This window comes from Amycolatopsis sp. BJA-103 (genome assembly GCF_002849735.1).
In the GTDB taxonomy this organism is placed as follows: domain Bacteria; phylum Actinomycetota; class Actinomycetes; order Mycobacteriales; family Pseudonocardiaceae; genus Amycolatopsis.
Genome location: NZ_CP017780.1, coordinates 6,067,842 through 6,092,807, shown reverse-complemented (window position 1 = coordinate 6,092,807; position 24,966 = coordinate 6,067,842). Strand labels below are relative to the sequence as shown.

The window sequence follows — 24,966 nt, the reverse complement described above, 5'->3', positions numbered from 1 at the left end:
GCGTCTGATGTGGTGAAAGGGGCCCTTCAGTGCCAGAGCGGATCGTCGTCTACGGCGTCACCGGTTCGGGCAAGTCGACGCTGGCCCGGAAGCTGGCCGGGCGGACCGGGTTGCCGTACCACTCGGTCGATGACGACCTCGCGTGGCAACCGGGCTGGGTGCCCGTCCCCGACGACGAGCAACGGCGCCGGATCACCGCGCTGGTCGCGGGAGACCGGTGGATCATCGACGGCATGTTCTCCAAATGGCGCGACATCGCACAGCCCAGGGCCGAGCTGATCGTGGCGCTGGACTATCCGCGCTGGGTTTCGCTGAGCCGCCTGGTGCGCCGGACGGTGGTGCGGTGCGTCACCCGTCGCCGGATCTGCAACGGCAACCTCGAAACACCGCGCGGGATCTTCTCCGGCGACTCGATCATCGTGTGGCACTTCCGGTCCTTCGCCCGCAAACGGCGGACCCTTCGCACCTGGGAGGCGGATCCCGGGATGCCGGTGGTGCGGCTGACCTCGCCGCGCGCGACAAGGCGCTGGCTCGCGTCTTTGCCTGCCGGAAGTACGTGAAGGCCTCCTTCCCTACCCTGAAGGTAGGCAAGGAGGCCTTCACGGACCGAACCTGCGATGAACGGGGGCTCAGCGGTGCGGGACCGCCGCGGGGGTCCAGCCGCGGTAGTTGTTGAAGTAGTTCACGCTCGACGCGTGGCCGATCTTGCCGCCGATGCTGGAGGCGTAGATCCCGCCGGAGCCGTCGGCGATGCCGACGTGGCCCCACTGGCTGATGTTCCAGTACACGAAGGAGCCCTTCGGCGGCGTCCCGGTCGTGTGCTTCGGGCTCGCGCCGTTCCAGTGCGCGTTGGCCGAGGCCCAGACGCCGGTGGTCCCATACGCGTTCTCGACGGCCTTCTCGCAGAGGCCCTGGTACGCGGTGGAGCCGGCTTTGTTCTTGAACCACTGGACGGCGCCGGCGGGCGTGCCGTCACCGGCGCCCTGGATCGCGAGGTCGCCCTCGGGCACCGTGGTGAAGGTGCCCGCCGCGGGGTTGATGTCGGCGGCGGTGATGGTGGCGCCCGCTTCGGGGGCGGCCGGAGCGGCTCCAGCGACCGGAGCCATGGCGAAGGCCGCGATGGCCAGCGCCGCGACGGACGCGGGCTTCGCCACCTTGGCGAGGATAGTGCGCATGATGCAAACCTCCCGTGGAGTATTTTCCAACAGAAGGACGATCTCGTGATCGAGTACAAATTTCGTACAACTCGGCGTCGATAGTTGATTACTCAACGTGGTGGAATATGCCGAGTGAGGGGTGCGTTAACCCCACTGCCAGCGCATCTGGCAAAATCATCCGCTGAAGTCCGGCACCGGTTCACCCCATCACGGGGACCCGGGGCCAACGAGAGAGGACACCATGAAGAGCGGTATTCACCCCGATTACGTTGTCACGCACGTCAACTGCGACTGCGGCAACGAATTCACCACGCGCAGCACCAAGACCTCCGGCAACCTCCACGTCGAGATCTGCTCGAACTGCCACCCGTTCTACACCGGCAAGCAGAAGCTCATGGACACCGGCGGCCGCGTCGCGCGCTTCGAGGCTCGCTACGGCAAGCGCAAGAAGGCCGAAGACGCCAAGTAGCTTGAACGACGGCGCCTACCCGCATGTCCGGGTAGGCGCCGTTTTCTTTGGTGTCCCAGCCATGGTTTTGTCCCGGGCCGTTGAAAGGTGGAGTGGTGGATTCGAGTTCGCTGAAGGGTCTGCTCGAAGAGCACGCCCAGCTGGAAGAACAGCTGGCCGACCCGTCCGTGCACGCCGACCAGGCGCGCGCACGCAAGCTCGGCCGCCGCTACGCGGAGCTGAGCCCGGTCGTCAAGACGGTCCGTGAGCTCGACACCGCTCGCGACGACCTCGAGACGGCGAAGGAACTGGCGTCCGAAGACTCGTCCTTCGCGGCCGAGGCCGAGGAGATCTCCGCCAAGATCCCCGTACTCGAGTCCAAGCTCACCGAACTGCTCTTGCCGCGCGACCCGTACGACGGTTCCGACGTGGTCATGGAGATCAAATCGGGTGAAGGCGGCGAGGAGTCGGCGTTGTTCGCCGGCGACCTGCTGCGCATGTACCTGCGCTACGCCGAGCGTCACGGCTGGAAGGCCGAGGTGCTCGACTCGGTCGACTCGGACCTCGGCGGTTTCAAGGACGTCACCGTGTCCATCAAGAGCCGTTCGGCCGACGTCGACGGTGTCTGGGCGCGGCTGAAGTTCGAGGGCGGGGTGCACCGCGTGCAGCGCGTGCCCGCCACCGAATCCCAGGGCCGTATCCACACCTCCGCGTCCGGCGTGCTCATCTACCCTGAACCCGAGGACGTCGAGGTCGAGATCGACCCGAACGACCTGCGGATCGACGTCTACCGCTCGTCCGGCCCCGGCGGCCAGAGCGTGAACACGACCGACTCGGCCGTGCGCATCACGCACCTTCCGACCGGTGTGGTCGTCTCGTGCCAGAACGAGAAGTCGCAGATCCAGAACCGCGCCCGTGCCCTGCAGGTGCTGCAGGCCCGCCTTCAGGCGATCGCCGAGGAGGAGGCCGCCGCGAAGGCGTCGGACGCGCGTCGCTCGCAGGTCCGCACCGTCGACCGCTCCGAGCGGGTCCGCACCTACAACTTCGCCGAGAACCGCATCGCCGACCACCGGGTGAACTACAAGGCGTACAACCTGGACCAGGTCCTCGACGGCGACCTCGACGGCGTGCTGAACGCGCTCATCACCGCGGACCGCGAAGAGCGGCTCGCCGCCCACGCGGGCTGAGCCGGCCGCTCAGCAGGGCTCGGTGTAGAACGGATCGTCCTCGAGCCCGGTGTGGATGGCCCGGACGGACATGCTCACGTGGGAGAGCCTGTCGGTCACCTCGTTCGTGACCCGGCTGAGCGCCTCTTCGCCGCTTTCCCCCGCGACAGCGGGAAAAGCCGACAGCAGCACGGCTTCGCAGGGGCCCGCGTCCGTGCTGATCCGGACCAGTGACGCCGAAAGATCGGTCGCGGGCCGCCCGCACAGGCCCACGGCCAGCCGCAGATCGCCGGTGGGCACGTAAAGATGCACCCGCGAGATGACGTCGGTGTCCTCGCGCGGGGTGAAATCGTGCCGGGGGACGTACGCCGGTTCACGCGGATCGGTGCCGCCGACGGACGCCATCAGCGCATAGAGCGTGTAGCCGTCGGCTGGGGTGTCGGGAGCTTCGTAGCTTCCGTATTGGCCGGTTTCCGGCGTTCCGTGGATTTCGAAGAATGCCGCGTTCAGGCCGAAGTGGAAAAGCGCCGGTACCGCGGCGCGGTGCAGTGTGTCGACGGGCTCCTCGCACTCCGCCGGCGGAGTGCGATAGCCGACGGAGACCGTGTATCCCTTCCAGCCGCCTTCGGGATCCGCCCGGCAGATCTCCAGTTCGGTGGCTTCGAACTCTTCGATGAAGCGTTCGCCCAGTGCGGCGGCCGCGGTGAAATCATCGGTTTCGATATTCGCGGATATCCGCGTGACGACTTCCGTTTCCCGGAGATCCATGACTATTTCGCGGGCCCTTCGGCGACGACAAGTGCACTTAGCCTACTGCCAGTCTCCCGATCGTGCCGGTCGCGGGTTGCCGGGGAGCCGGATACTACCGACACCCCGGCGCGCTACAAAATGTCCCTCGTGCAGTCCTTGGAGACCGAGATCAGGTAGTTACCCGCGAGGGTAATCAGTTCGGATTCTTCGAAGAAGCCGAAGATCGCCGATACCCCAGTGTTGACAAAGTGGATCGCCGACTGTTGGTCGGTGGCGGGAATCTCGACATCCTTGTAACCGATTTGCGCTTTATTCAGGGCGGCCAGGAACTCATGTTTGGTGACGGTTGAATCTTGCGGCTCATGTCTCTGATCCAATGGAGAAGGCGCGGTGAAAGTTCCTCCGGGCCACACCTTGAGCGTGATGGATGAAACCTGATTTCGGGTTATGTCCAAGGATAGACTTTCCCAGTTGTACGGGTACCCGTCGGCCCGCTCGCCGAGCATGCGGATCGCCGGATGGGGATGACCTGGCCCTAGGATCTCGGAGGCTTCGTTCAGGGTCATCCCACCGTGGATCGGCCCAATCCTGCCGGAGCCAGCGAATTCAAGCAGAAGATCCATCATTGCCTCATGGTAGCTTAGTAGAAGATGACTTCGACATCGGTGTAATATCCTGGCGTGCCGGTCGGTTCCTTCGCCAATTTGACGTTGGTGTATCCGTATTCTCTTGCCATTTTTCCGGTGAAGGTGTTGAATGCGGCATCATGGAAAGTCTCTTTCTTGAGAAGGTTGGCGTTGAATGAATTCAAATTGCTGGGCATAGACGTCACCCACTTGCCGAGTATGGAAGTAATTTTGGCGCCGTAATGATCGAATGCTGATTGTACTAGTGCGCGGCCGATTCCCTGACTTTCGGTTTTGACTTCGATCAAAAGACTGACCTGGCCGCCGTTGTTGATCTCTGTCAGTATCTCGCTGCCGTCCGAGAGGCGGACTTCGAACTTGTGTGGTAAATCCCCGAGGAAACGGGTGGGAGTGATCGCCATTACTTTGCCGAGCCGGGCGATCCGCACCGGGATGATCATCGACGCGGCGATCCAGGCGCAACCTTCCGCCTGGTTCCAGCCCTTGTCGTTCGCGCACTTGACGAAGTCGTCGATCAGCGCCTTACCGATCGCCACGAGTGCGTCACCGACTGCTTCCCAGGACTTGAGCTGGGTGTGCTCGGTGTAGACGAAGTCGATGGGATTCGAGCCGATCTCCACGCGTGTACATTGTTCGCGCTGAGTGGCGCCTGGCGGGCACTGGTAGGTGAAGTAACGCATCGTGCCCGTGATGTGGTGCTCGATGGTGATGTCGCAGATATAGATCGGCGGACCGCCGCCGATGTTCAGACCGTTCGGCTTGCACTTTTCCAGACCGCGCGTCGTGGGGTTGTCGCGAAGATTCTCAGGCTGCCTGTCTACGCCGAACTGACTGATTGCCTTCTCGTCGGGTACGTCGCCGATGTTTTCGCGTTGCTCCCCGACCTGAGTGAATTTCGCAGCCGCCGTACGGGCTTCCTCGGCGGCCCGTGCTGCAGCCTCCGCGTCCTTGCCGGCTTCGATCGCGTCGGTGCGTGCGTCGTCGGCGGACCGCTTTGCTTCCGCCGCCTTTGTGCGAGCGTAGGTGGCCTGAGATGACGCGTACGCAGCGGACGCGCTCGCACGTTGAGCGCTCTTGCCCGCGGCGGCTGCCGCGTCACGAGCTCGCTTTGCCGAGGCGGCTGCCTCGTCCGCGGATCGCTGGGCCGCATCGGCCGATTCCTTCGCCTGCTTCGCCGCTTCGGCGGCCGTGGCAGCGGAGGCTTGTGCCTTCTCGTTCCATTGATGTGCTTCGTCTGCCGCGTTCCGCGCGATCGCGGCTTGCTCGGCGGCCAGGTGAGCACTCTGGCGCGCGGCGGCGGCTGACTGATCGGCGCTGGCGAGATAGCTGGCTATCTGAGAGACATGGGTCGCGGTGTCGGAGTCACGGAGCTGCGCCTTCGGCAGCTCCGTCTGCAGGAATGACGTCACATACGAGTCCGGCCCGGACAGGGCCGCCTGTGCGGCTGCTCGAACTTCCGGCCCGCCGGTCGCCAGGGCGCGGTTGGCGGCCTTGCGATCCTCCTGCTTCGCCGCAGTATACCGGCCGTGTTCCAAGAACCGCTGCAGAGCGTCGGCGTCCCCGTTCAACTCGGCCGTCAGCGCGTCGCTACCTGCCTGGTGAACCACGGTGCCTGCGCCCGCCGCCGCCATGATGCGATTGACTTCCTGGCGATCGTCATTGGGCTTGCCGGGGTAGAACTTCGTGCGAAGGAACTCCTTGACCACATCATGGCTACCCGCGGCAGCGGCGACCGCGGCGGCGCGCTGCGGTGGTTTGGTGGTGGAGCGAATGATGACGCTGACGCTCGCCCGGTCGTCTTGTTCGACAGCCAGGGCCAATCCCGTGGTGAGGAACTCCTTTACCCCCGCCTCGGTCTCGCTCAGGGCGTCTTCGGCCGCTACCTGCACCCATGGCCCACCGCGGGTGAGCAACCGAAGCGCGGCTTGGCGTGTCTTGAGAAGCGAGGTCTCCGGGGACGTGCCGCTTTGGCCCGCTGCTGTCAGCAGAGCCTGTGTATCCGGATCGATGATCTCTCGCTCGCCGGGCTTCCACGTCGGTTCGGCTTTTCCGCGGCCTCTGCCAGCGTTGCGTCCTGGGCATCGCGGACCCCTTGGGACTCCTGCTGAGCCAATCGCTCGGCATCGGCTTGCCGTGCGGTGTCGGCCACGGTGTGCGCCTTGGCCGCGGCGGCACTCGCCGCGTTCGCCGCCTTGTCGGCCTCCGCTGCCGCTGCTGCCGACCGTTCCGCGGCCTTCTCGGCTTCACCGGCCTGCTCTGCCGCGAGCAGAGCGGCCTCGGCTGCCTTGACGGCATGTCCCGCGGCGGAGTTGGCGGCGTCACGAGCCTCGAACGCCGCCGTTGCCGCTCGTTGCGCCAGCGACTGGGTGGCCGCCGCCGCCCTCCGTGCTTCCGCCGCCGCTTGGCGTGCGCGCCGCGCGGCGCGTTCCGCTTCGTCGGCGTTCGCGCCGGCCGCTCGTGCGGCCGTCGCGGCCTGTTCGGCGGCTTTTGCGGCCTTGTCGGCGAAGTCCCCGGCATTGCCTGCCGCGGTGGAGGCGTTGCCAGCCTCGAGAACGGCCTTGCCCGCCGCGTCCGCCGCTGCGGCGGCGGCAGTAGCGTTCACGGCCACTTCCTTGGCCGCCTCGGCGGCCACGCGGGCGTCATGTGCCTTGCCGCGTTCTCTCGCCGCACCGGCTGCGGCATCGTGTGCCCGGGTCGCCGCCTTCTCGGTCAGAGAAGCGGCGATCGCAGCTTGACCCGCGGCGTTCGCCGCCACCCGTGCGGCGTCGTTGGCACGCCCGGCCGCGTTGATCGCGGTCTGGGCCGAAGCAGCCGCGGCGCTGGCGGCTTCGGCCGCACGTGTCGCCGCCTGACCGGCTCGTACCGCGTCACCTTGTGCGGCCGCGGCCTCGGTGGCCGCGAGCTCCGCCGCCTCACGTGACTTCTGTGCGGCACTGACCGCCTGGTCCGCCGCTTCTTTCGCGGCGTCGGTGCTCTCCACGGCGCGTCGCTGGGCGTCGGCGGCCAACTCGGCCAATCCGGCGACCGAGAGTGTCTCCTGGTCGCGCTGCACGGCCACCTGCCAGCCACTGCGCAGGAACTCGCGGATGTCGTCGGCGGTACCGCTCAATACTCTCTGGCAGGCTGTGTACACAGCCGAACCGACAGCCGACGCATACAAGATCTTGTTGACGCGGATTCGGTCGTCTTTGTCCTGAGCGACGTACTGACCGGTGCGCAGGAAGGCCACGACATCGTCGATGGTCCCTTTCAGAGCGGCGTCTCCGGCCTTGATCACCTGCGCACCGCCCCGCGCCATGATCTGGTTGAGGAGTCGGCGCTGGTCGTTTTCCCAAGGGGTGCGCCACCCGGTGGCAAGGAAGGTCCGCACGGCGGCGATCGAGTCGCTCAAGGCCGCGCTACCCGCGGCACGGACCGCGGGTCCCGACCTTGCTATCAGCTGATTCAGGGCGATTCGGTCATCGTGCTCGGTGGCGACCGGCCGTCGTTCGGTCAAGAAGCGATGAACATCCGCGTCGTTACCTAACAGTGCGAATTCCGCTTCCCGCGCGACGACCCGGCCGCCCGACTTGAACAATGCGAGTGTCTGCGCACGTTCACTATCGTTTGCGGCGGCATTGTCAATCGGTTCGGCGGCCGCGTTCGTTACCGGACCGACGCCCATAATGAATGTGATGAGGGCCATAAGGATACTGAGACACGCTCTTACGCGCACAGGTGTTCCCCCTGGTGTTAAAGATGGTCCATTTGGTGTAATGGATAGCCCGTTCGGCCTAGGTTGACATATTGTTTTCGGGCCATTGAGGAATCTGCCAATAGGTCTACACCTGCGCTAGCATCCATCTGGGCGGAGGGTTGTCAGCAGTGGCTCTAAGGAAAAAACTACGGTTCCTGAGCGATGTTCCCGTGTGGCCGCCTGTCCGAAGCGATCTTCCTGCTGAATTCGTTCAGCTTGATGAATAGGGGTGGTAATGCGTTATCTTTATGTCGCGATACTTGTTTGCTCGGCCGCTGTCGTGAGTATTCTGGGTGGTGCGTCGACAGCTTCCGGTGGTGAGACCTCCGGGTCGGGGTCGCGAGTTCAAGCCGATGCCGGATCGCTCGTCGAGGACTTCGCCTATCCGGGTGCCGACAAGCTTTTGGCCGACCGTGGGATAGCCCTGATAAAGGGCGATGGGCACATTCTGCTCGTCGACTGTTCGCCGGGTGGTGCCGGTCAAGTGGTTCTGTCCAGTTCGGCCTTTGCTGATCCGATTTGCTTCAAGGTGACCGGAGCCGTCGGCTACCTGAGCATGTCGATTCCCGAGGTCTACTCGATCAAGGGTGACGACCACGCGGCCATCGCAACGGTCAGCGTTGCCGGAAGCGCGCCACGGGACACTGAAATCAAGAAGAATCTCTGGACTCCGATCAACGCCGGTGACGGTGCGACCCTGCTCGAACTCAAGACCTCGGCGTGAACAATTCGAGAAGTGTGTTCTTCTGTCGAATTTCGGGGCGGTATCGAATAATGGGGAAGAAATGAAATATCTCAGATTCTCGGCTGTTTCTGTATCTGTGGTGGCCTTCAGTCTGTTCGTTCTCGCGCCAGTGAAGGCCGTCACCGGTGGTACTCCGGTGGCGGACGGGAGCTACGCCTTTGCCGCCAAGATCAACGCAGAGGGTGCGGCCTGTAGTGGGGCCTTGGTGGCATCCGAATGGATCATCACGTCGGCGTCCTGTTTCGCCGGCAATCCGCAGGGCGGTGTTCCGGTCAAGCCGACCACGGTCACCGTGGGCCGGACCAATCTCGCTGGTACCGCCGGCCGGGTCGCCAAGGTGACGAACCTGGTGGTCCACCCCAGCCGGGCCGTGATGCTCGCGAGGCTCGATACGACGATCACCGACATCACGCCGGTTTCCGTGGGCGCCGCCGCCGCGAGTGGAGAGAAGCTGCGACTGGCTGGCTATGGCCGCACGGCGACAGAGTGGGTGCCCGACAAGCTGCACTCGGCGTTGTTCGCCGTCGGTGCTCCGACCGCGGCAGAGTTCCCGCTCACCGGTGACAACGGTGCGGACGCCTGCAAGGGAGACGCCGGGGGAGCGGTGTTCCGGGAGGTTTCCGGCCGCGCGGAGCTGGCCGGTGTCGTGAGCACTTCCTGGCAACACGGGTGTCTCGCCGTGTCCGAGACACAGCAGGGCACGACGGCTACGCGCACCGACGATCTCGCTGAGTGGATTCGGCAGCAGACGTTCGTCGCGACGGCCAAGGCGGTCGACCACGCGATCACGGTCAAATGGGCTCCGGTCTCGGGTCAGGGGCAGTTGACGTACCGGATCTACGCGGGGGAGGACTCCACGGTTCCGGTGGCCGAAGCTCGTCGCGTCGGCTCGACGACGGGGACCAGCTTTACGCACAAGTCGCTGCCCGCCAAGAAGACCTGGTACTACCGGGTCGTCACGACGTTGGCCAATGGGACGGAGTTGGTGTCCGGCGTTGTTTCGGCGACCACGCCGATTCCCGCCGTGAGTGACTTCTCCGGTGACGGTAAGGACGACATCGCCGTCTTCACCCGAGGCGCCACGGCGGACGTCTACGCGGCCGTGTCCGACGGGGCCAAGTTCGTGGGAAATTCGGTCAAGTGGCACGAGCGGTTCGCGACGAACAACGAGGTGCCGCTCGCCGGTGACTTCGATGGTGACGGCAAAACGGACATTGTGACCTTCACTCGGGGAACGCTGGGTGATGTGTATGTGGCGCTGTCTGACGGAGGCAAGTTCGTCGGCGACTCCCAGCAGTGGCACGGCGATTTCGCGTTCGGCGAGGAGATTCCCGCGGTCGGTGACTTCGATGGTGACGGCAAGGATGACATCGCGGTCTTCACGCGTGGGACGACGGCTTCGGTCTATGTGGCGTTGTCGGACGGCAAGAAGTTCGTGGGCAGTGGTGCGAAGTGGCACGGCCGGTTCGCCGGCGGCGCAGAAGTTCCTGTGGTGGGTGACTTCGACGGTGACGGCAAGGATGACATCGCCTGCTTCACCCGTGGCACGACGGGCGACGTCTTCGTGGCGTTCTCGGACGGTGGCAAGTTCGTCGGTGACTCCTTGCAGTGGCACGGAGATTTCGCGTTCGGTGACGAGATCCCAGCATCGGGCGATTTCGACGGCGATGGCAAGGATGACATCGCGGTCTTCACCCGGGGGACGGCGGCCTCTGTCTATGTGGCGATTTCGAATGGCGTGAGGTTTATCGGGAATGCTGTGAAGTGGCACGGAAACTTCGCCTATGGGACCGAGTTGCCCGCGATCGGTGACTTCACCGGTGACGGCAAGGCCGACATTGTCACTTACACGCGCGGCACGAGAGGGGACGTGTATGTCGGGGTGTCCGATGGAGCGAAGTTCGTGGGTGCTTCCGTTCTGTGGCATGGCGATTTCGCCTTCGGTGAAGAGGTGACCGTGCCCAGGGCCTTCGCTCTCGGGTTCTGATTATCCGCCCGGCGCCGGTCTTTTTCGGATACACGATAGAGTGACGCAAGATCGTTTGCGGGTCTTGCCCAGTCACGGACAGTGTTGTCTCGTCGCAGAACTCTGGGTGATTGTCGTCTTTTCACTTGCCTGGAGAATGAATTGAGCACGAGTACTGTGGAATCCGAGGCCGTATCGGACAGACCCGGCGAAATCCGTGCTCGCGGCCGCGTCCGCGCGTGGAACCGGGTCGCCATCGGGGCCACTGTCCTGGGGTTTGTGCTCCTTGCCTGGCAGCGGCGCTGGATGAGTGATGATGGGCTGATCGTGCTGCGGACGGTCCGGCAGATCCTCGCGGGCAATGGTCCGGTCTTCAACGTCGGTGAGCGGGTCGAGGCGAACACCAGCACGCTGTGGACGGCGGTGCTCGTGCTGGTCGGCTGGATCCCAGGCGTCAGCCTCGAGTGGATCGCCGTGATCGTCGGACTGGTGTTCTCGGCGGGTGGTCTGTTCCTGGCACTCGATGGTGCGCGGCGGCTGGCTGGGCCGGCGGCGTCCACTTTCGTGTTTCCGGCGGGTGCGCTGGTCGTCTTGGCGTTGCCGCCATTTCGTGACTTCGCGACCTCCGGTCTGGAGACCGGGCTGATCAGCCTGTGGCTTGGCGGGACCTGGTGGCTGCTCGTGCGGCGCGCTATCGGGCGGCCGTTCGGTCCGGTGTGGTCGGCCGCGGTGGTCATCGGGATGGGTCCGCTCGTGCGCCCGGACCTTGCTTTGTTCAGTCTGGTCGCCATGGCCGGTTTGCTGGTGCTCACTTGGCGGGGTTGGCGCCACGCGCTGGTTCCGGTCGCCGCCGCGGCTGTGCTTCCGGTGTCGTATCAGGTGTTCCGGATGGGTTACTACGGTTTGATCACCCCGAACACGGCGCTGGTGAAGGAAGCCTCCGAGGCGCTGTGGGACAGCGGATGGACTTATTTCGGCGATTTCACCGATCCGTACCTTCTATGGATTCCGGTCGCCGCGTGTCTGCTCGCGGGGTTCGCGTTGATGTGGCGGAGGTCGGTGAACCACCGGGTGGTGGTGCTGGTGGCCGTGCCGCTGGTGGGTGCCGTCCTGTTGGCGGCGTATGTCGTCCGGGTCGGTGGGGATTTCATGCACGGGAGGATGTTGCTTCCGGCGACGTTCTGTTTGCTGCTTCCGGTGATGACGATGAGGGTCACCAAGCTGACGTTCGTCCCGGTCGTCGCTGTCGCGGTCTGGGCCGTGGTCGCCGGTGGCTGGCTGCGAACCCCGTATGCCGGGCTCGAGGAGCCGATCGATGAGCAAGAGGTCATCGCCGACGAGCGTGCCGCCTACGTCGAGGCCAGCGGGACCGAGTATCCGATCCTGGCGCGGGATTTCCGGTTGTTCGTGGAGATGACCGACGACGCGGGCAAGCAGCTGGCCGCGCGGCAGGTCCCGTCGATCCACGTGTCCGCGCCGTCGACGGGCTGGGTCGCGTATCCCTCGGCGAACGGCCGCGACGTGCTCACCTACTTCAACATCGGTGGCCCCGGCATGTTGCTTCCGCTCGACGTGTGGGTGCACGACCCGATCGGGCTCGCCAACCCGGTGGCGGCACACACCACCGTCATCGCGGGGCGGCGGATCGGGCACAGCAAGTTCGCCGGGGCCAACTGGGAGATCGCCGACCTCGCCACGGAGACGACGGAGACCGCGGCGGCGCGGGGCCAGTACAAGCAGGACAACCTCGACGCGATCCGGACCACACTAGGCTGCCCGCACAACAGGGAAATGCTCGACTCCGTCCGCGCGCCGCTGACCTTCGAACGATTCTGGGAGAACCTCATCCACTCAGTCGGCCGAAGCCGACTGCGCTACGACCGCAACCCCGAGAACGCACAAACCTGCGGCTGAAGGTCAGCCGGAGACGGACGCCGTCTCCGGCTCGCGGTCTTCGATCGCCGCTGTCTCTTCCTCGCGCCGCGGCAGGAACGAGAGCGCGGCGAAGGCGGCGGCGAGCAGGGTCGGGAAGATCGTCAGCTGCTGGTGCTTGACGTTCTCGATGCCTTCCGCGAGACCGGAGACCAGGAGCTGGCCCATCGCGAAGAGCAGGAACATGAGCACCACGATGCCGACGTCGCGGCGGCCGGTGCGGTTGCGGAAGGCCCGGAGTCCCGCCCAGCCGATGAGCAGCCAGATCGGCAGCAGGGCGAACAGCCCCAGCGGCGCGATCCAGCCGGTGATCCCGGACAGGACCGGGATCCGGTACTCCTTCGCGAGCGGCGGCTGCCCGGCGTGTTCGCCGAAGCTGCCGAGGTTCGGCACCCGCGCGGTCAGCGTCTCCTGCGCGGAGCGGTGCAGCATCTCGATCACGCGCACCGGGTGGTCGAGGTAGTACTGGGCGACGTTGCGGCGGCTGATCTTGTCGCGGTACTTGGCGTACTCGGGGGATTTCCAGGCCGCGTTCGCGCTCCACCAGCCCGTGCCGACGTACTGGGCGAACTCCGGCGGGAGCCCCAGCGCGGCGAGGTCGCCGGTGGTGTCGTGTTTCCCGTCGACGATCCCGTTGAAAACGACGTGGTACATGTTGGCCTCGCGGTACTCCGCGTTGGCCGAGTCGCCCGCGCCCTGCACCAGCGCGGTACCCGTGCCGACGACGGCGAGCACGGCCAGCGGCAGCGCCCACCGGGCCAGGCCGCGGCTGCCCGCGGGCCGGACGAACAGCAGCGCGAGCGCGAACAGCGGGATCAGCAGCAGCGTCTGCGACTTCGCGTTGATCCCGACCATCGCGCCGAGCACGGTGACCGCCGCGCCGGTGTAGCGCCACGGCCCGGTGCGGTGCATCAGCAGGAGCCCGCCGGCGAGCAGGAGCATCCCCGCGAAGGCGGCGCCCTCGCTCAGCACGGAGGCGAAGTACCCGAAGAAGGCCGAGTCCGCGGCGACGAGCAGCAACGCGGCCGTGGCGATGAAGCTGTCGCGGACCGAAAGGCGCAGGCCCGCGACGATCGCCGCGATCCCGCCCGCGACCAGCAGGCAGCCCAGCACGCCCAGGACCAGCAGGTTCAGGATCGCGGACGAGCCGAGCAGCTGCCCGATCTCGCTGGCGATCTTGTCGATCCAGCTCTGGCTGGAGATGTACTCGCTGTTGCAGGCCGGGGCGGGGCCGTAGGAGAAACGGACGAAGTGCTCCGATGGGCGGTCGAGCTCGCGGGCGCCGAGCTGGCACAGGATGCGCCAGCCGTCGCCGTTGTCCGCCATCCCGATCGGACGCGGAACCAGGAAACGGACGAGTAGCACCCCGAGCGCGGCGAAAAACACGCCCAGGGTCAGTCGGATTTCCCGGATCTTCACCCGCGCCACCTTAGAAGATTCCAGAGGGTGATCAGTTCGTGCCCTCTCTAAGCGTCGGAGAGCGACGGCGCGGGACACTGGCGGTTCACCTCATCGTCGACGAGTAGGGGAGCAGCGTGGAAGCCCTGGCCAGGTTCGGGTTCGAACTGGGTGTGCTCAAGCGGATCCGCCGGGCCGGCTGGTGGCAGGCCGGGGTCCGCGATCCCGAATCGGTCGCCGAGCACACCACCCGGGTCGCGCAGCTGGCCGGCCTGCTGGCGGCCGAAGGCGGCGCCGACCCGGCGCGGGCGGCGTACCTCGCGCTGTGGCACGACACCCAGGAGACGCGGACCGGCGACCTCCCGCACACGATCAAGGGTTTCGTCGAGAAGCCGGACCCCCGGGCGATCACCGCCGCGCAGACGTCGGCCCTGCCCGGTGTCGCGCGCGACTCGGTGCGCGAGGCTGTCGACGAGTACGAAGCCGCGAAGAGCCCGGAGGCGCTGTACGCGCGCGACGCGGACAAGCTCGAGATGCTGCTTCAAGCCGTCGAGTACCGCGACATCGGCGTGCGGAACGTCGACGAGTGGATCGCTTCGGCGACGAAGAGCCTTCAGACCGACCTCGCGCGGCGAGTGGCCGAAGCGGCGCTGACGTTGTCGTCGCTCTCGTGGCGGGTGCGCTGAAAGGAATCGATACCCTGAGCCCGCGTGTATCGACCCCGGCACGCGTGCCTCGTGTGTCAGGCTTGACTCTGTGAAGGAACACCAGTGAACCGGCAGCCGTTGCGCCTCGCCATCATGGAAGCGACCCGCATTCTCACCGAGGCCGGTGTGGCGTCACCGCGCTCGGACGCGGAGCTGATCGCCTCGCATGTCCTCGGCGTCGAACGCGGCCGCCTGCCGATGGTGCCGCTGGTGGACCCGCCGGTCATCGACGCGATCGGCCAGCTGGTGAACCAGCGGGCCAAACGGATCCCGCTGCAGTACCTCACCGGCTGGGCCGCGCTCGGCGACATCACGGTCAACGTCGGCGCCGGGGTGTTCGTCCCGCGCCCGGAGACCGAACTGCTCCTGGAATGGGGCCTCAAGCTGCTGCACGGGCGTGAGTACCCGGTGGTGGTCGACCTGTGCACCGGCTCGGGCGCGCTGGCGCTGGCCGTGCAGCACGCGCGGCCGGACGCCGTCGTCTACGCCGTCGACATCGACGCCCAGGCGCTCGCCTGGGCCCGTCACAACGCCGACGTCCACGCCGACGCGGGGGACACGCCCATCCGGCTGTACTCCGGCGACGTCGCGGACAGCACGATGTTCGCCGAGCTCGACGGCCTCGTCGACCTGGTCCTGTGCAACCCGCCGTACGTCCCCGAAGGCACCCCGGTGCCCGCGGAGGTCGCCGAGCACGACCCGGCGCGGGCGGTGTTCGCGGAGGAGAGCGGGCTGGCGGTGATCCGGCACGCGATCGCCGCCGCCGCGCGGCTGCTGCGGCCCACCGGCGGGATGGCGATCGAGCACGACGACACCCACGGTTCCGCCGTCCCGGCCCTGGTGCGGGCACGGCGGGTGCTGACCGACGTCCGGGGTCACCTGGACCTCGCCGGCCGCCCCCGGTTCGTCACCGCCCTGCGCGTCTCCTGAGGCCCTTCTCTCGCATTCCGTCCTCTGGATGCGGTAATTGCCCTGCGCAAGTACCGCATCCAGAGGACTGAATGCAGGCGTCGGCGGATGGTTAGCGGGACTCACGACTTCCGGCGGTGCCCAGGGCAAAGCCCACCTCCTACCGTCGATCACGGCCGCCTCCTCGGCGGTCCGACTGGGAGGTGTACCCCGATGCGATCGTCTCTCCGACGAGCCCCACTCAGAACACTCGCCGTCCTCGCCACCGTCGCCTTGTTGCCCGGTCTGGTCGCCCAGCCCGCGTCCGCCGCGGCGCCCGCGAAGGGCTGGCCCGCCCCGATCGACGGGTCGACCTGGGAGAACCAGGACCACATGACGTGGGACGACTACCGCAAGCCGCCCGGCACCAACTGGGCCGATCCCGCGCTGAAGCCGACAAAGCGGACGTTCAAGGGCGCCGTGGTACTCGCGGACTACCCGGACCAGGAGTTCGCCGTCACGCAGCCGACGCATTCGACGGTGTTCGGCAACCCCGGCCCCGCCGCCAGCAACATCCCGCGGGCGAACGTCGCGAAGTTCTACCAGGACTTCCTCAACAAGCCCCAGGCGCTGAACCAGGGCCACACCATCAACGAGTACTGGATGGAGGACTCCGGCGGCAGGATGGGCGTCGACCTGACCGCGTTCGGGCCGTACCGCCTGCCGGGCAAGTCCTTCGAGTACGGCATGGAGTTCCAGCCCGACGCGTGTCCGCCGGGCGCGAACTGCAAGCGCGACCTGCGCGCCGACGCGGGCGCCGCCTGGCGGGCGGACGTGGGTGACGTCTCCAAGCAGTTCGACTTCATCTTCTATCTCTCCGCGGGCCAGGACGAGAGCGCGACCTGGCAGGAATTCGGCGTGATGAAATTCGGCGATCGCGAGAACGTGCCCGACGAATTCGGACCCGGCGTCGCGGGAATGCCGAACGCCGCGTCCACCCGCTATGTCCCGTGGACGTCGTGGAAATCCGCGGCGAGCATCTGGCCGAACGCGGTCACCGGCTCCTCGACCCAGGCGGAAAGCTCCGGACAGGCGGTTTACGCGCACGAACTGAGCCACATTCTCGGCATCGGCGACAACTACAACAACCCGTTCGGCACTCCGCCGTCCAGGACCTACACCGGCCCGTGGGAGATGATGTCGCGCGGCAGCTTCAACGGCCCCGGCGGACCGCACACCCGCTGGCAGATCCCGGCGACGCAGGGCGGCTCGATGGGGTCGCACCACATGCTGCGCACCAAGATGAAGCTCGACATCATCGACCCCGAAGACGTGCTCAAACTGGACCGGAAGCAGCTCGCCAAGACCGGCCCGGTTTCGACGCGGATCACGGCGCGTTCGGTCCTGCCGGGACAGGGCGCCTACAGCGGGATCAACATCGCGCTGACCGGCGGGGACCTTTCGCCGAAATGCGATCGTTCGAAGGATCCGTTCTGCGACGGCGGCGGCTACGACAATTACACCGTCGAGGTCGTCGACCGGATGGGCAGCGATTCCTTCGCCCCCGATTCCGGCGTCATCATCGCGAAGACGAAGAACCAGGACAACGCGCCGTTCGAATGGATCGTCGACGCGCATCCGGCCGACATCGGGATGACCGACTACAAGAAGCCGGACGGCACCCCGGTCCCGATTCCCATCGGCGACTACCGCCAGCTCAACGACGCCGCCTTCAAGGCGGGTACCGGCTCGGCGAGCAAGTACGAGTACACCGACGAGGCGAACCGGCTGAAGTTCCTGGTCTCGGACGTCGAGCGCGACCGCAAGGGCGTGCTGTCCTACGTCGTCACGGTGGCTTCGCTCGACGGCGCGGGCTCGCAGGCCAGGGGCGTTTCGCTGTGGCCGTCGATCCCTGCGTTCGCCAAGCAGGGGCTCGCGAGCTGCTCGTTCCCGGTGTTCAACACGGGCAACGCGAAGGGTGCGGCGGCGCCGTACAACACCGACACCTACCGCCTGAGCGCGTCCACCACGGCGAAGGGCTGGGAGGTCCGGCTGCCGAACGAGCTGTCCACCGTCCCGTTCGGCGGGCGGTCTTCGGCGACGGCGCACGCCAAACGGGCCGCGGGCGGTGACCACGTCGCGCAGATCAAGCTGACCGCGACGTCGATCGCCGACCCGGCCAAGACGGCGACGTCGTTCTGCGCCGCTTTCGCCTTCTGACCCACCTCACCACTCACGACCACCCAGCCCCGCAACCCGGCAAGAGGTGAAGGCCTCCTTCCCTACTCTCAAGGTAGGGAAGGAGGCCTTCACGGACTTGCGATCCCGCCCAGCCCGTCGGTACCTGGACACGGACGGTCCACCAGAACCGTCCTCACCACTCACGAGAGGGCAGGACTACGCTCATCTGCCATGAGCGCGGTGTACGACTGCAGCAAGCGTGAATCCCGGGCCGACGGGCTCGCCGCGGCGGCGAGCGCGGTGCGCTCCAGTCGCCTCGTGGTCCTCCCGACCGACACGGTCTACGGCATCGGCGCGGACGCCTTCGACAGCGGCGCCGTCCAGTCCCTCCTGCGGGCCAAGAACCGCGGCCCGGACATGCCGGTCGGCGTCCTGGTCGGCTCCTGGTCCACTGTGGACGGACTCGTGCTCGGCACGCCGCCGCAGGCCCGCGCGCTCATCGAGGCATTCTGGCCCGGTGACCTCTCCATCGTCCTGCCGCACGCGCCGAGCCTGCAGTGGGACCTGGGCCAGTCACGCGGAACGGTGATGCTGCGCATGCCGCTGCACCCGGTCGCGCTGGAACTGCTCCGTGACGTCGGCCCGATGGCGGTCTCCAGCGCCAACGTCTCCGGCCAGCCGCCCGCCTCCACCGCGCAGGAAGCCGTCGACCAGCTCGGCGACAGCGTCGCGGTGTACCTCGACGGCGGATCCACCGGGGAACCCGTGCCGTCCTCGATGGTCGACCTCACCGGCGACGACCCGGTCATCCTGCGGGAGGGCGCGGTCAGCCGTGCCGCGATCGCGGAAGTACTGGGAGTGCCCGCGGAGTCGCTCGCCTAGTCCCCGGGTCTGAGGACCGTCCGCCGCCGTATCCCCCTGGCGCGGTAGCGTGTTCGAGTGACTTGGACCTCGGCGGCGTAAGCACCATGCCTCCTACGCAAGGCCTCCCGATCCGGGAGTACATCCTCGTCGCCCTCACCGCGGCGGCCGTTACCTTCCTGCTCACCGGCGTGGTTCGCCGGGTGGCCATCCGGATCGGCGCGATCGCCAACCCGCGGGCCCGCGACGTCCACGTCACGCCGATCCCCCGCATGGGCGGCATCGGCATCTTCCTCGGCGTGGCCGCCGCGATGGGGCTCGCGCACCAGCTGCCCGCGCTGAGCCGGGGCTTCGACTTCTCCTTCGACTCGCTGGGCGTCCTGCTCGCCGCGGGCGTGATCTCCCTGATCGGCGCGCTCGACGACCGGTTCGAGCTGGACGCCTGGACGAAGCTGGCCGGCCAGGTCATGTGCGCCGGGATCCTGGTGATCTTCGGCGTGCAGTGGGTGTCGTTCTGGGTGCCGTGGGGAGGCGGCGACGGCTCCTTCGGCCAGGTGCTCGTGCTGGACAAGAACCAGGGCGCGCTGCTGACCGTCGTGCTGGTGGTCGTCATGGTCAACGCGATGAACTTCGTCGACGGCCTCGACGGGCTCGCCGGCGGCCTCGGTTTCATCGCCGCCGCGGCGACGTGCTCGTTCTCCCTCGGCCTGCTCGACTCCTCGGGCGGTGACGTCGGCGCGTATCCGCCCGCCCTCATCGCCGCCACGCTCGCCGGGGCCTGTCTCGGCTTCCTGCCGTACAACTTCCAGCCCGCGAAGATCTTCATGGGCGACTCGGGGTCGATGATGATCGGCCTCATGCTGGCGGGCGCGACGACGTCCGCGTCGGGCCGCGTTCCCTACCCGCAGTTCAGCGGCAAGGACGCGCTCGCGCTGCTCTCGCCGCTCGTCGTGGTCGCCGCGGTGCTGTTCGTGCCGCTGCTCGACCTGATCATGGCGGTGATCCGCCGCACCCGCCGCGGTGAGAGCCCGTTCGCCGCGGACAAGATGCACCTGCACCACCGCCTGCTGGAGATCGGCCACTCGCAGCGCCGCGCGGTACTGCTCATCTACTTGTGGGCGGGCCTGCTCGCGTTCGGCGCCGTCTCGGTGACGTTGTTCGACGATGCCGCGGTTTTCTGGATTGTCGGATTCGGTTTCCTGCTCGCGACTCTGGTGTCGGTCATCCCGCGGCTGCGGTCGCGGAACCGAACCGCCTGAAAGACGGGATCGGCGCGGGCCTACACTGGATGGCTGAGACGACCAGGGAGTTTTCTGTGAGCGAGACCGAGAAGACCGTCGAGGCGGAGGAGAACCCCCACGCCAAGGTGGTTCTGCAGGCGGCCAACGCGATGATGAAGGCCTCCCTGAAGCTGACCCCGCCCGCGGTGCTGATCTGCATCGTGGTGTTCACCATCCTCAAAGGACAGCCGGGTCTGCTCGGCTCGCTCATCGGTGGTGTGCTCGCCGTCGGGTCCGCGCTCGCGACGCTGGGCCTCATGCGCTTCAGCGCGGGCATGGACCCGATGTTCGTGATGGTGATCGCTCTGGGTGGTTACGTGCTCAAGCTCGTCCTCCTTTTCGCGGCGCTGAGCCTGCTTCGCGGCGTGACCGCGATTCACCCGATGGCGCTCGGCGTCACCATGATCGTCGCGATCCTCGTGGCCGCCGCCGTGGAGTTCGCGGCGTTCCGCAAGACCAAGATCCCGACGATCATCCCCGCTTCCCGCTGATCGCGGGACCGAGGTCCTGACCTGGGGCGGGACCTAGGTCCTCGGCCGATCGGGGGCAATGTAGTACGCCTGTACGGCGCGTCCGAACCTGCTGATATGGTCCGCGTATGGGCGGCGGCCTCGGCTGCCGGCTCCCGATGACGAACCCCGAACAGCAGTGTGGCGACGGTGTTGAATCGTCCCTTCTTACCCGCTGGTAGGCGTCTGTCTCCCGGGAGCACTGCATCGAGAATCCTCGTGTGCGGAACGTGAAACCATGTTCAGCACATCGTGGGGTGGCCGCCTCCGACGGCCCGATACGTGTCGGGTACGTTAAGTCCAGATCGTGACGATTCCCCCGGCGGAGTGAACGCCGGCCGGGAGAACCGGAAGGAGCCCAGTGGGCGCGCTGGTACTAGCCGAGGGTGCGGAGTTCACGCCGCCTGGCGTCAAAGACTTCAACCTACCGCCGTTGTTCGGCTCCGGCTATTGGTTGAGCTTCACCAAGCCGATGTTGCTGGTGGTCATCTCCCTGATCATCCTCGTCACCTACTTCATGGTGTCGTCGCGCCGGTTGAAGGTCGTCCCGGGCAAGGGACAGTTCATGGCCGAATCGATTTACAACTTCGGCCGCAACAACATCGCGCGGGAACAGATCGGCTCTGCCGACTTCAAGCCGTTCATTCCGCTGGTCCTGGGGCTGTTCAGCTTCGTGCTGGTGAACAACCTCTTCGGGATCATTCCGTTCTTCCAGTTCCCGACCATGGCGCGAATCGGCTTCCCGGTCGCTCTCGCGTTCCTTGTCGTTTACCCGGTGTACCACTACGTCGGGTTCAAGCGTCACGGCTTCAAGGGATACCTGAAGAAGGAACTCGCGCCGGCGGGCATTCCCGGGTTCGTGCTGCCGCTGTACTCCACCATCGAGTTCGCGCAGAAGTTCTTCATCGCCCCGGCCACGCTGGCCATCCGAGTCTTCGCCGCGATGTTCGCCGGGCACCTGATCATCATGGTCTTCACGCTCGGTGGGAGTTTCCTGCTGACCGAGGGCGAAGGAATCGTGAAGGTCGCGTCGCCGGTGGCGTTCCTCTTCGCCATCGCGATGACCTTCCTGGAGGCATTCATCCAGATCCTGCAGGCGTACATTTTCGCTCTGTTGTCCGCAGGATACATCGGCGCCGCGCTGGCGTCGGAGCACTGAGAAACACCAAAAGCCCCCGATCCGCGTGAGTCGCGCGGACCGAGTTTGAAGGGAAACGCACGTGAGCAACATCGTTCTTGCGCAGGCTGCTGACGCCGCTGCCAACATCAACCCGGGTCTCGCCGCCATCGGTTACGGCCTCGGCGCGATCGGCCCCGGTATCGGTGTGGGTCTGATCTTCGCCGCCGTCATCAACGGCACCGCCCGTCAGCCGGAGGCCCAGGGCAAGCTGCAGAGCATCGCCTTCTCGACCTTCGTGCTGACCGAGGTGCTCGCGCTGATCGGTATCGTCATCTACTTCCTCGCCTCCGGCGCCTGAGTTTCCCGACTCAACTCGCTTTAAGGAGACGTTGTGCTGAAGACCGAATTGGTTTTGGCATCCACCGAGGTGCCCAACCCGATCGTGCCGCACATTCCCGAGTTGATCCTCGGGTTCGTCGCCTTCCTTCTGCTGCTGTTCGTTCTGAAGAAGTACGTCGTCCCTCGTTTCGAGACGGCATACGAGGAGCGGACCAAGCTGATCGAGGGTGGCATCGAGCGGGCCGAGAAGGCGCAGGCCGAAGCCGAAGAAAACCTTGCGCAGTACAAGGCGCAGCTGGCGGAAGCCCGTTCCGAGGCCGCGAAGATCCGCGACGACGCCCGGCTCGAAGCCGAGCAGATCAAGGCGGAACTGCGGGCCGAGGCGGAGTCCGAGTCCCAGCGCATCGTCGCCCAGGGCCAGGCTCAGCTGCAGGCCCAGAAGGCGCAGATCATCGCCGAGCTGCGCGCCGAACTCGGCCGTAACTCCATCGAGCTGGCCAGCCGCATCGTCGGCGAGTCGCTCGCGGACGACGCGCGCCGTCACGGCACCGTGGACCGGTTCCTTGCCGAGCTGGAGACCGCGGGTGCCTCCAACGGAGCGGGGAAGTAGACCAGAATGACGCTGCATGCTGCGAGCCGTGAAGCGCTCGACCTCGCCGAGAATCGTCTCGGCGAGGTTCTGGCCGCCGCGGGTACTGACCCGGCGACGGTCGGCGACGAGTTGCTTTCGGTCGTCACCCTGCTGGACCGGGAGATCGGCCTTCGCCGGGCCGTCGCCGACGGTTCGGCTTCGCCCGAAGCCCGGATCGGCCTCGCCCGCGGGATCCTCGCGGGCAAGGTTTCCGAACCGGCCCTGCAGGTGCTCGACTCCGTGGCGGGCAGCCGCTGGTCGAGCCCGCGCGAACTGACCGACGGGCTCGAGGCCCTCGGCCGCTCGGCGCTGCTCACCAGTGCGGAGAAGTCCGGGAACATCGACGCTGTCGAAGACCAGCTGTTCCGGGTCACCCGTATCGTTGCGGGCGCCCCGGAGCTCGAGCGGGCGCTGTCGGACCTGACAGCCCCTGCGGAGGCGAAGCGGACCCTCGTCCGCAACCTGTTCGCCGACAAGGTGGACGTGGTCACCGAGACTCTCGTCGAGCAGGTCGTCCTGCGCGCCAAGGGCCGCGGGGTCGCCAACGCCCTCGAGCGGCTGGTCCAGCTGGCCGCGGAACGCCGTGAACGCTCGGTCGCCCAGGTGACCAGCGCGAGCGCGCTGTCCGACGAGCAGCAGGCTCGGCTGAGCGAGAAGCTCAACGCCCTTTACGGGCGGCAGCTCGCGCTGCACGTCGAGGTCGACCCGTCACTGGGCGGCGGACTCGTCGTCCGCGTCGGTGACGAGGTCATCGACGGCAGCACCGCGGGGCGCATCGACGCCCTGCGTCGCCGGCTGGCTAGCTGACCCACAACAACGACTTTGCACACTGGCACGAACGAAGCGAGAGCGGGATTGAAATGGCGGAGCTGACGATCTCCTCGGATGAGATCCGTAGCGCGATCGAGAACTACGTCTCGAGTTACGCCCCGGACGTGAGCCGGGAAGAGGTCGGCGTCGTCGTCGACGCCGGTGACGGTATCGCCCACATCGAGGGCCTTCCCTCGGCGATGGCCAACGAGCTGCTCGAGTTCCCCGGCGGGGTCCTCGGCGTCGCGCTGAACCTGGACGCGCGCTCCATCGGTGCCGCGATCCTCGGTGACTTCGAGACGGTCGTCGAAGGCCAGCAGGTCAAGCGCACCGGCCAGGTCCTCTCGGTCCCGGTCGGCGAGGGCTACCTCGGCCGCGTGGTGAACCCGCTGGGCGCCCCGATCGACGGGCTCGGCGAGATCGAGACCACCGAGCGTCGCCCGCTGGAGGTCAAGGCCGCTTCGGTGGTCGAGCGCCAGCCGGTGGCCGAGCCGCTGCAGACCGGTATCACCGCCATCGACGCGATGACCCCGATCGGCCGTGGCCAGCGTCAGCTGATCATCGGTGACCGCAAGACCGGTAAGACGGCCGTCGCGGTGGACACGATCATCAACCAGAAGGCCAACTGGGAGACCGGCGACCCGAAGAAGCAGGTTCGCTGCATCTACGTCGCCGTCGGCCAGAAGGGCTCCACGATCGCGGCCGTGAAGAAGTCCCTCGAGGACGCCGGCGCGATGGAGTACACCACCATCGTCGCGGCCCCCGCGTCGGACTCCGCCGGCTTCAAGTGGATCGCGCCGTACACCGGTTCGGCCATCGGCCAGCACTGGATGTACGAGGGCAAGCACGTCCTCATCGTGTTCGACGACCTGACCAAGCAGGCCGACGCGTACCGCGCGATCTCGCTGCTGCTGCGTCGCCCGCCGGGCCGTGAAGCCTTCCCCGGCGACGTCTTCTACTTGCACTCCCGTCTCCTCGAGCGTTGCGCCAAGCTCTCGGACGAGCTGGGCGCGGGCTCGCTGACCGGTCTCCCGATCATCGAGACCAAGGCGAACGACGTGTCGGCCTACATCCCGACCAACGTCATTTCGATCACCGACGGTCAGTGCTTCTTCCAGTCGGACCTCTTCAACGCCGGTCAGCGCCCGGCCATCGACGTGGGTATCTCGGTTTCCCGCGTGGGTGGTGCCGCGCAGGTCAAGGCGATGAAGCAGGTCTCGGGTTCGCTCCGTATCGACCTGTCGCAGTACCGCGAGCTGGAGGCCTTCGCGGCCTTCGCTTCGGACCTCGACGACGCGTCGAAGGCGCAGCTCGAGCGTGGCGTCCGCCTGTACGAGGTGCTCAAGCAGCCGCAGTACTCCCCGATCCCGGTCGAGGAGCAGGTCGTCACGGTGTACCTCGGTACCAACGGGCACTTCGACTCGGTCCCGACCGAGGACGTGCGCCGCTTCCGCGACGAGTTCATCGACTCCGCCCGTCGCAAGCACGGCGAGCTCCTCAAGGACATCCGCGAGTCGGGCAAGTTCTCCGACGAGACCGCTTCCGGGCTGGTCGACGCGGTGAACGAGTTCAAGAAGGAGTTCACCACCGCCGAGGGCAAGAGCCTGGTCGAGGTCTCCGACGCCATGGACGCCGAGAAGGTCGGGCAGGAGACCGTCAAGGTCAACAAGCCCGCACCGAAGAAGTGAGCTGGTA

At 66.6% G+C, this 24,966-nt stretch carries 23 protein-coding genes; 17 read left to right on the top strand and 6 right to left on the bottom strand.

From position 1 onward, the window contains the following. Window positions 1–29: 29 nt before the first annotated feature. Window positions 30–560, top strand: a complete 531-nt coding sequence (locus BKN51_RS26770) for a hypothetical protein (RefSeq protein ID WP_101610265.1) — start codon at window positions 30–32, stop codon at window positions 558–560. Between the two features lie 69 nt (window positions 561–629). Here the strand turns inward: BKN51_RS26770 and BKN51_RS26765 are convergent, their stop codons facing one another. Next, on the bottom strand, window positions 630–1,175 hold the full coding sequence (locus BKN51_RS26765; protein WP_101610264.1) for a CHAP domain-containing protein: 546 nt from the start codon (window positions 1,173–1,175) through the stop codon (window positions 630–632). Window positions 1,176–1,398: 223 nt separating this feature from the next. Here BKN51_RS26765 and rpmE point away from each other — a divergent pair, with 223 nt between their 5' ends. Beyond that, entirely contained in the window at window positions 1,399–1,626 is a 228-nt protein-coding gene (rpmE, locus tag BKN51_RS26760; protein ID WP_101610263.1) for a 50S ribosomal protein L31, read from the top strand. Between the two features lie 95 nt (window positions 1,627–1,721). Beyond that, the gene (gene prfA / locus BKN51_RS26755; RefSeq protein ID WP_101613473.1) at window positions 1,722–2,792 is read left to right on the top strand and encodes a peptide chain release factor 1; all 1,071 of its coding nucleotides are present in this window, start codon (window positions 1,722–1,724) and stop codon (window positions 2,790–2,792) included. Window positions 2,793–2,801: 9 nt separating this feature from the next. On the opposite strand, the gene BKN51_RS26750 is transcribed toward prfA, so the two are convergent. The 4 genes from BKN51_RS26750 to BKN51_RS26735 form a co-directional block, all read right to left on the bottom strand. Continuing rightward, complete coding sequence (locus BKN51_RS26750) at window positions 2,802–3,539, bottom strand: hypothetical protein (protein ID WP_101610262.1); 738 nt, start codon at window positions 3,537–3,539, stop codon at window positions 2,802–2,804. 113 nt (window positions 3,540–3,652) lie between these two features. Further along, a complete protein-coding gene (locus BKN51_RS26745) occupies window positions 3,653–4,147 on the bottom strand; it encodes a hypothetical protein (protein ID WP_101610261.1) in 495 nt (164 codons plus the stop codon). A 14-nt stretch (window positions 4,148–4,161) separates the two neighbouring features. After that, window positions 4,162–6,153, bottom strand: coding sequence for an ALF repeat-containing protein (locus BKN51_RS26740; RefSeq protein ID WP_255414862.1), 1,992 nt, complete (start codon window positions 6,151–6,153; stop codon window positions 4,162–4,164). Continuing rightward, the gene (locus BKN51_RS26735; RefSeq protein ID WP_101610259.1) at window positions 6,150–7,853 is read right to left on the bottom strand and encodes an ALF repeat-containing protein; all 1,704 of its coding nucleotides are present in this window, start codon (window positions 7,851–7,853) and stop codon (window positions 6,150–6,152) included. Before BKN51_RS26735 ends, BKN51_RS26740 begins: the two co-directional genes overlap by 4 nt. A gap of 286 nt (window positions 7,854–8,139) precedes the next feature. On the opposite strand from BKN51_RS26735, the gene BKN51_RS43290 reads away from it, so the two are divergent. The 3 genes from BKN51_RS43290 (at window position 8,140) to BKN51_RS26720 (ending at window position 12,529) form a co-directional block, all read left to right on the top strand. Then, complete coding sequence (locus BKN51_RS43290) at window positions 8,140–8,628, top strand: hypothetical protein (RefSeq protein WP_146044285.1); 489 nt, start codon at window positions 8,140–8,142, stop codon at window positions 8,626–8,628. A 61-nt stretch (window positions 8,629–8,689) separates the two neighbouring features. After that, entirely contained in the window at window positions 8,690–10,636 is a 1,947-nt protein-coding gene (locus BKN51_RS26725) for an FG-GAP-like repeat-containing protein (protein ID WP_101610257.1), read from the top strand. A 285-nt stretch (window positions 10,637–10,921) separates the two neighbouring features. Further along, window positions 10,922–12,529 (top strand): arabinofuranosyltransferase, encoded by a 1,608-nt coding sequence (locus BKN51_RS26720; RefSeq protein WP_101613472.1) that lies wholly within the window; start codon window positions 10,922–10,924, stop codon window positions 12,527–12,529. A gap of 3 nt (window positions 12,530–12,532) precedes the next feature. Here BKN51_RS26720 and wsfD read toward each other — a convergent pair whose 3' ends face one another. Beyond that, the gene (gene wsfD / locus BKN51_RS26715) at window positions 12,533–13,966 is read right to left on the bottom strand and encodes a glycan biosynthesis hexose transferase WsfD (protein WP_101610256.1); all 1,434 of its coding nucleotides are present in this window, start codon (window positions 13,964–13,966) and stop codon (window positions 12,533–12,535) included. Between the two features lie 116 nt (window positions 13,967–14,082). Between wsfD and BKN51_RS26710 the strand changes: the two genes are divergently transcribed. From BKN51_RS26710 to atpA, 11 genes are all read left to right on the top strand, one after another. Beyond that, a complete protein-coding gene (locus BKN51_RS26710; RefSeq protein WP_101610255.1) occupies window positions 14,083–14,631 on the top strand; it encodes an HD domain-containing protein in 549 nt (182 codons plus the stop codon). Window positions 14,632–14,715: 84 nt separating this feature from the next. Continuing rightward, a complete protein-coding gene (prmC, locus tag BKN51_RS26705; RefSeq protein ID WP_101610254.1) occupies window positions 14,716–15,582 on the top strand; it encodes a peptide chain release factor N(5)-glutamine methyltransferase in 867 nt (288 codons plus the stop codon). 192 nt (window positions 15,583–15,774) lie between these two features. Next, on the top strand, window positions 15,775–17,760 hold the full coding sequence (locus tag BKN51_RS26700; RefSeq protein ID WP_101610253.1) for a M6 family metalloprotease domain-containing protein: 1,986 nt from the start codon (window positions 15,775–15,777) through the stop codon (window positions 17,758–17,760). A 192-nt stretch (window positions 17,761–17,952) separates the two neighbouring features. Beyond that, a complete protein-coding gene (locus BKN51_RS26695; RefSeq protein ID WP_101610252.1) occupies window positions 17,953–18,603 on the top strand; it encodes an L-threonylcarbamoyladenylate synthase in 651 nt (216 codons plus the stop codon). 86 nt (window positions 18,604–18,689) lie between these two features. Beyond that, entirely contained in the window at window positions 18,690–19,841 is a 1,152-nt protein-coding gene (locus tag BKN51_RS26690) for a glycosyltransferase family 4 protein (protein WP_020631178.1), read from the top strand. A 56-nt stretch (window positions 19,842–19,897) separates the two neighbouring features. Beyond that, a complete protein-coding gene (locus tag BKN51_RS26685) occupies window positions 19,898–20,353 on the top strand; it encodes a hypothetical protein (RefSeq protein WP_168214395.1) in 456 nt (151 codons plus the stop codon). 379 nt (window positions 20,354–20,732) lie between these two features. Then, window positions 20,733–21,530 (top strand): F0F1 ATP synthase subunit A, encoded by a 798-nt coding sequence (gene atpB, locus BKN51_RS26680; protein WP_101610250.1) that lies wholly within the window; start codon window positions 20,733–20,735, stop codon window positions 21,528–21,530. A gap of 61 nt (window positions 21,531–21,591) precedes the next feature. After that, window positions 21,592–21,849 (top strand): ATP F0F1 synthase subunit C, encoded by a 258-nt coding sequence (locus BKN51_RS26675; RefSeq protein WP_101610249.1) that lies wholly within the window; start codon window positions 21,592–21,594, stop codon window positions 21,847–21,849. A 33-nt stretch (window positions 21,850–21,882) separates the two neighbouring features. Next, window positions 21,883–22,440 carry a F0F1 ATP synthase subunit B gene (locus tag BKN51_RS26670; protein WP_101610248.1) on the top strand — a complete coding sequence of 186 codons (558 nt, stop codon included), beginning with the start codon at window positions 21,883–21,885 and terminating at the stop codon, window positions 22,438–22,440. Window positions 22,441–22,446: 6 nt separating this feature from the next. Next, window positions 22,447–23,268 carry a F0F1 ATP synthase subunit delta gene (locus BKN51_RS26665; protein ID WP_101610247.1) on the top strand — a complete coding sequence of 274 codons (822 nt, stop codon included), beginning with the start codon at window positions 22,447–22,449 and terminating at the stop codon, window positions 23,266–23,268. 53 nt (window positions 23,269–23,321) lie between these two features. Then, entirely contained in the window at window positions 23,322–24,959 is a 1,638-nt protein-coding gene (atpA, locus tag BKN51_RS26660) for a F0F1 ATP synthase subunit alpha (protein ID WP_101610246.1), read from the top strand. The last annotated feature ends 7 nt before the right edge of the window (window positions 24,960–24,966 follow it).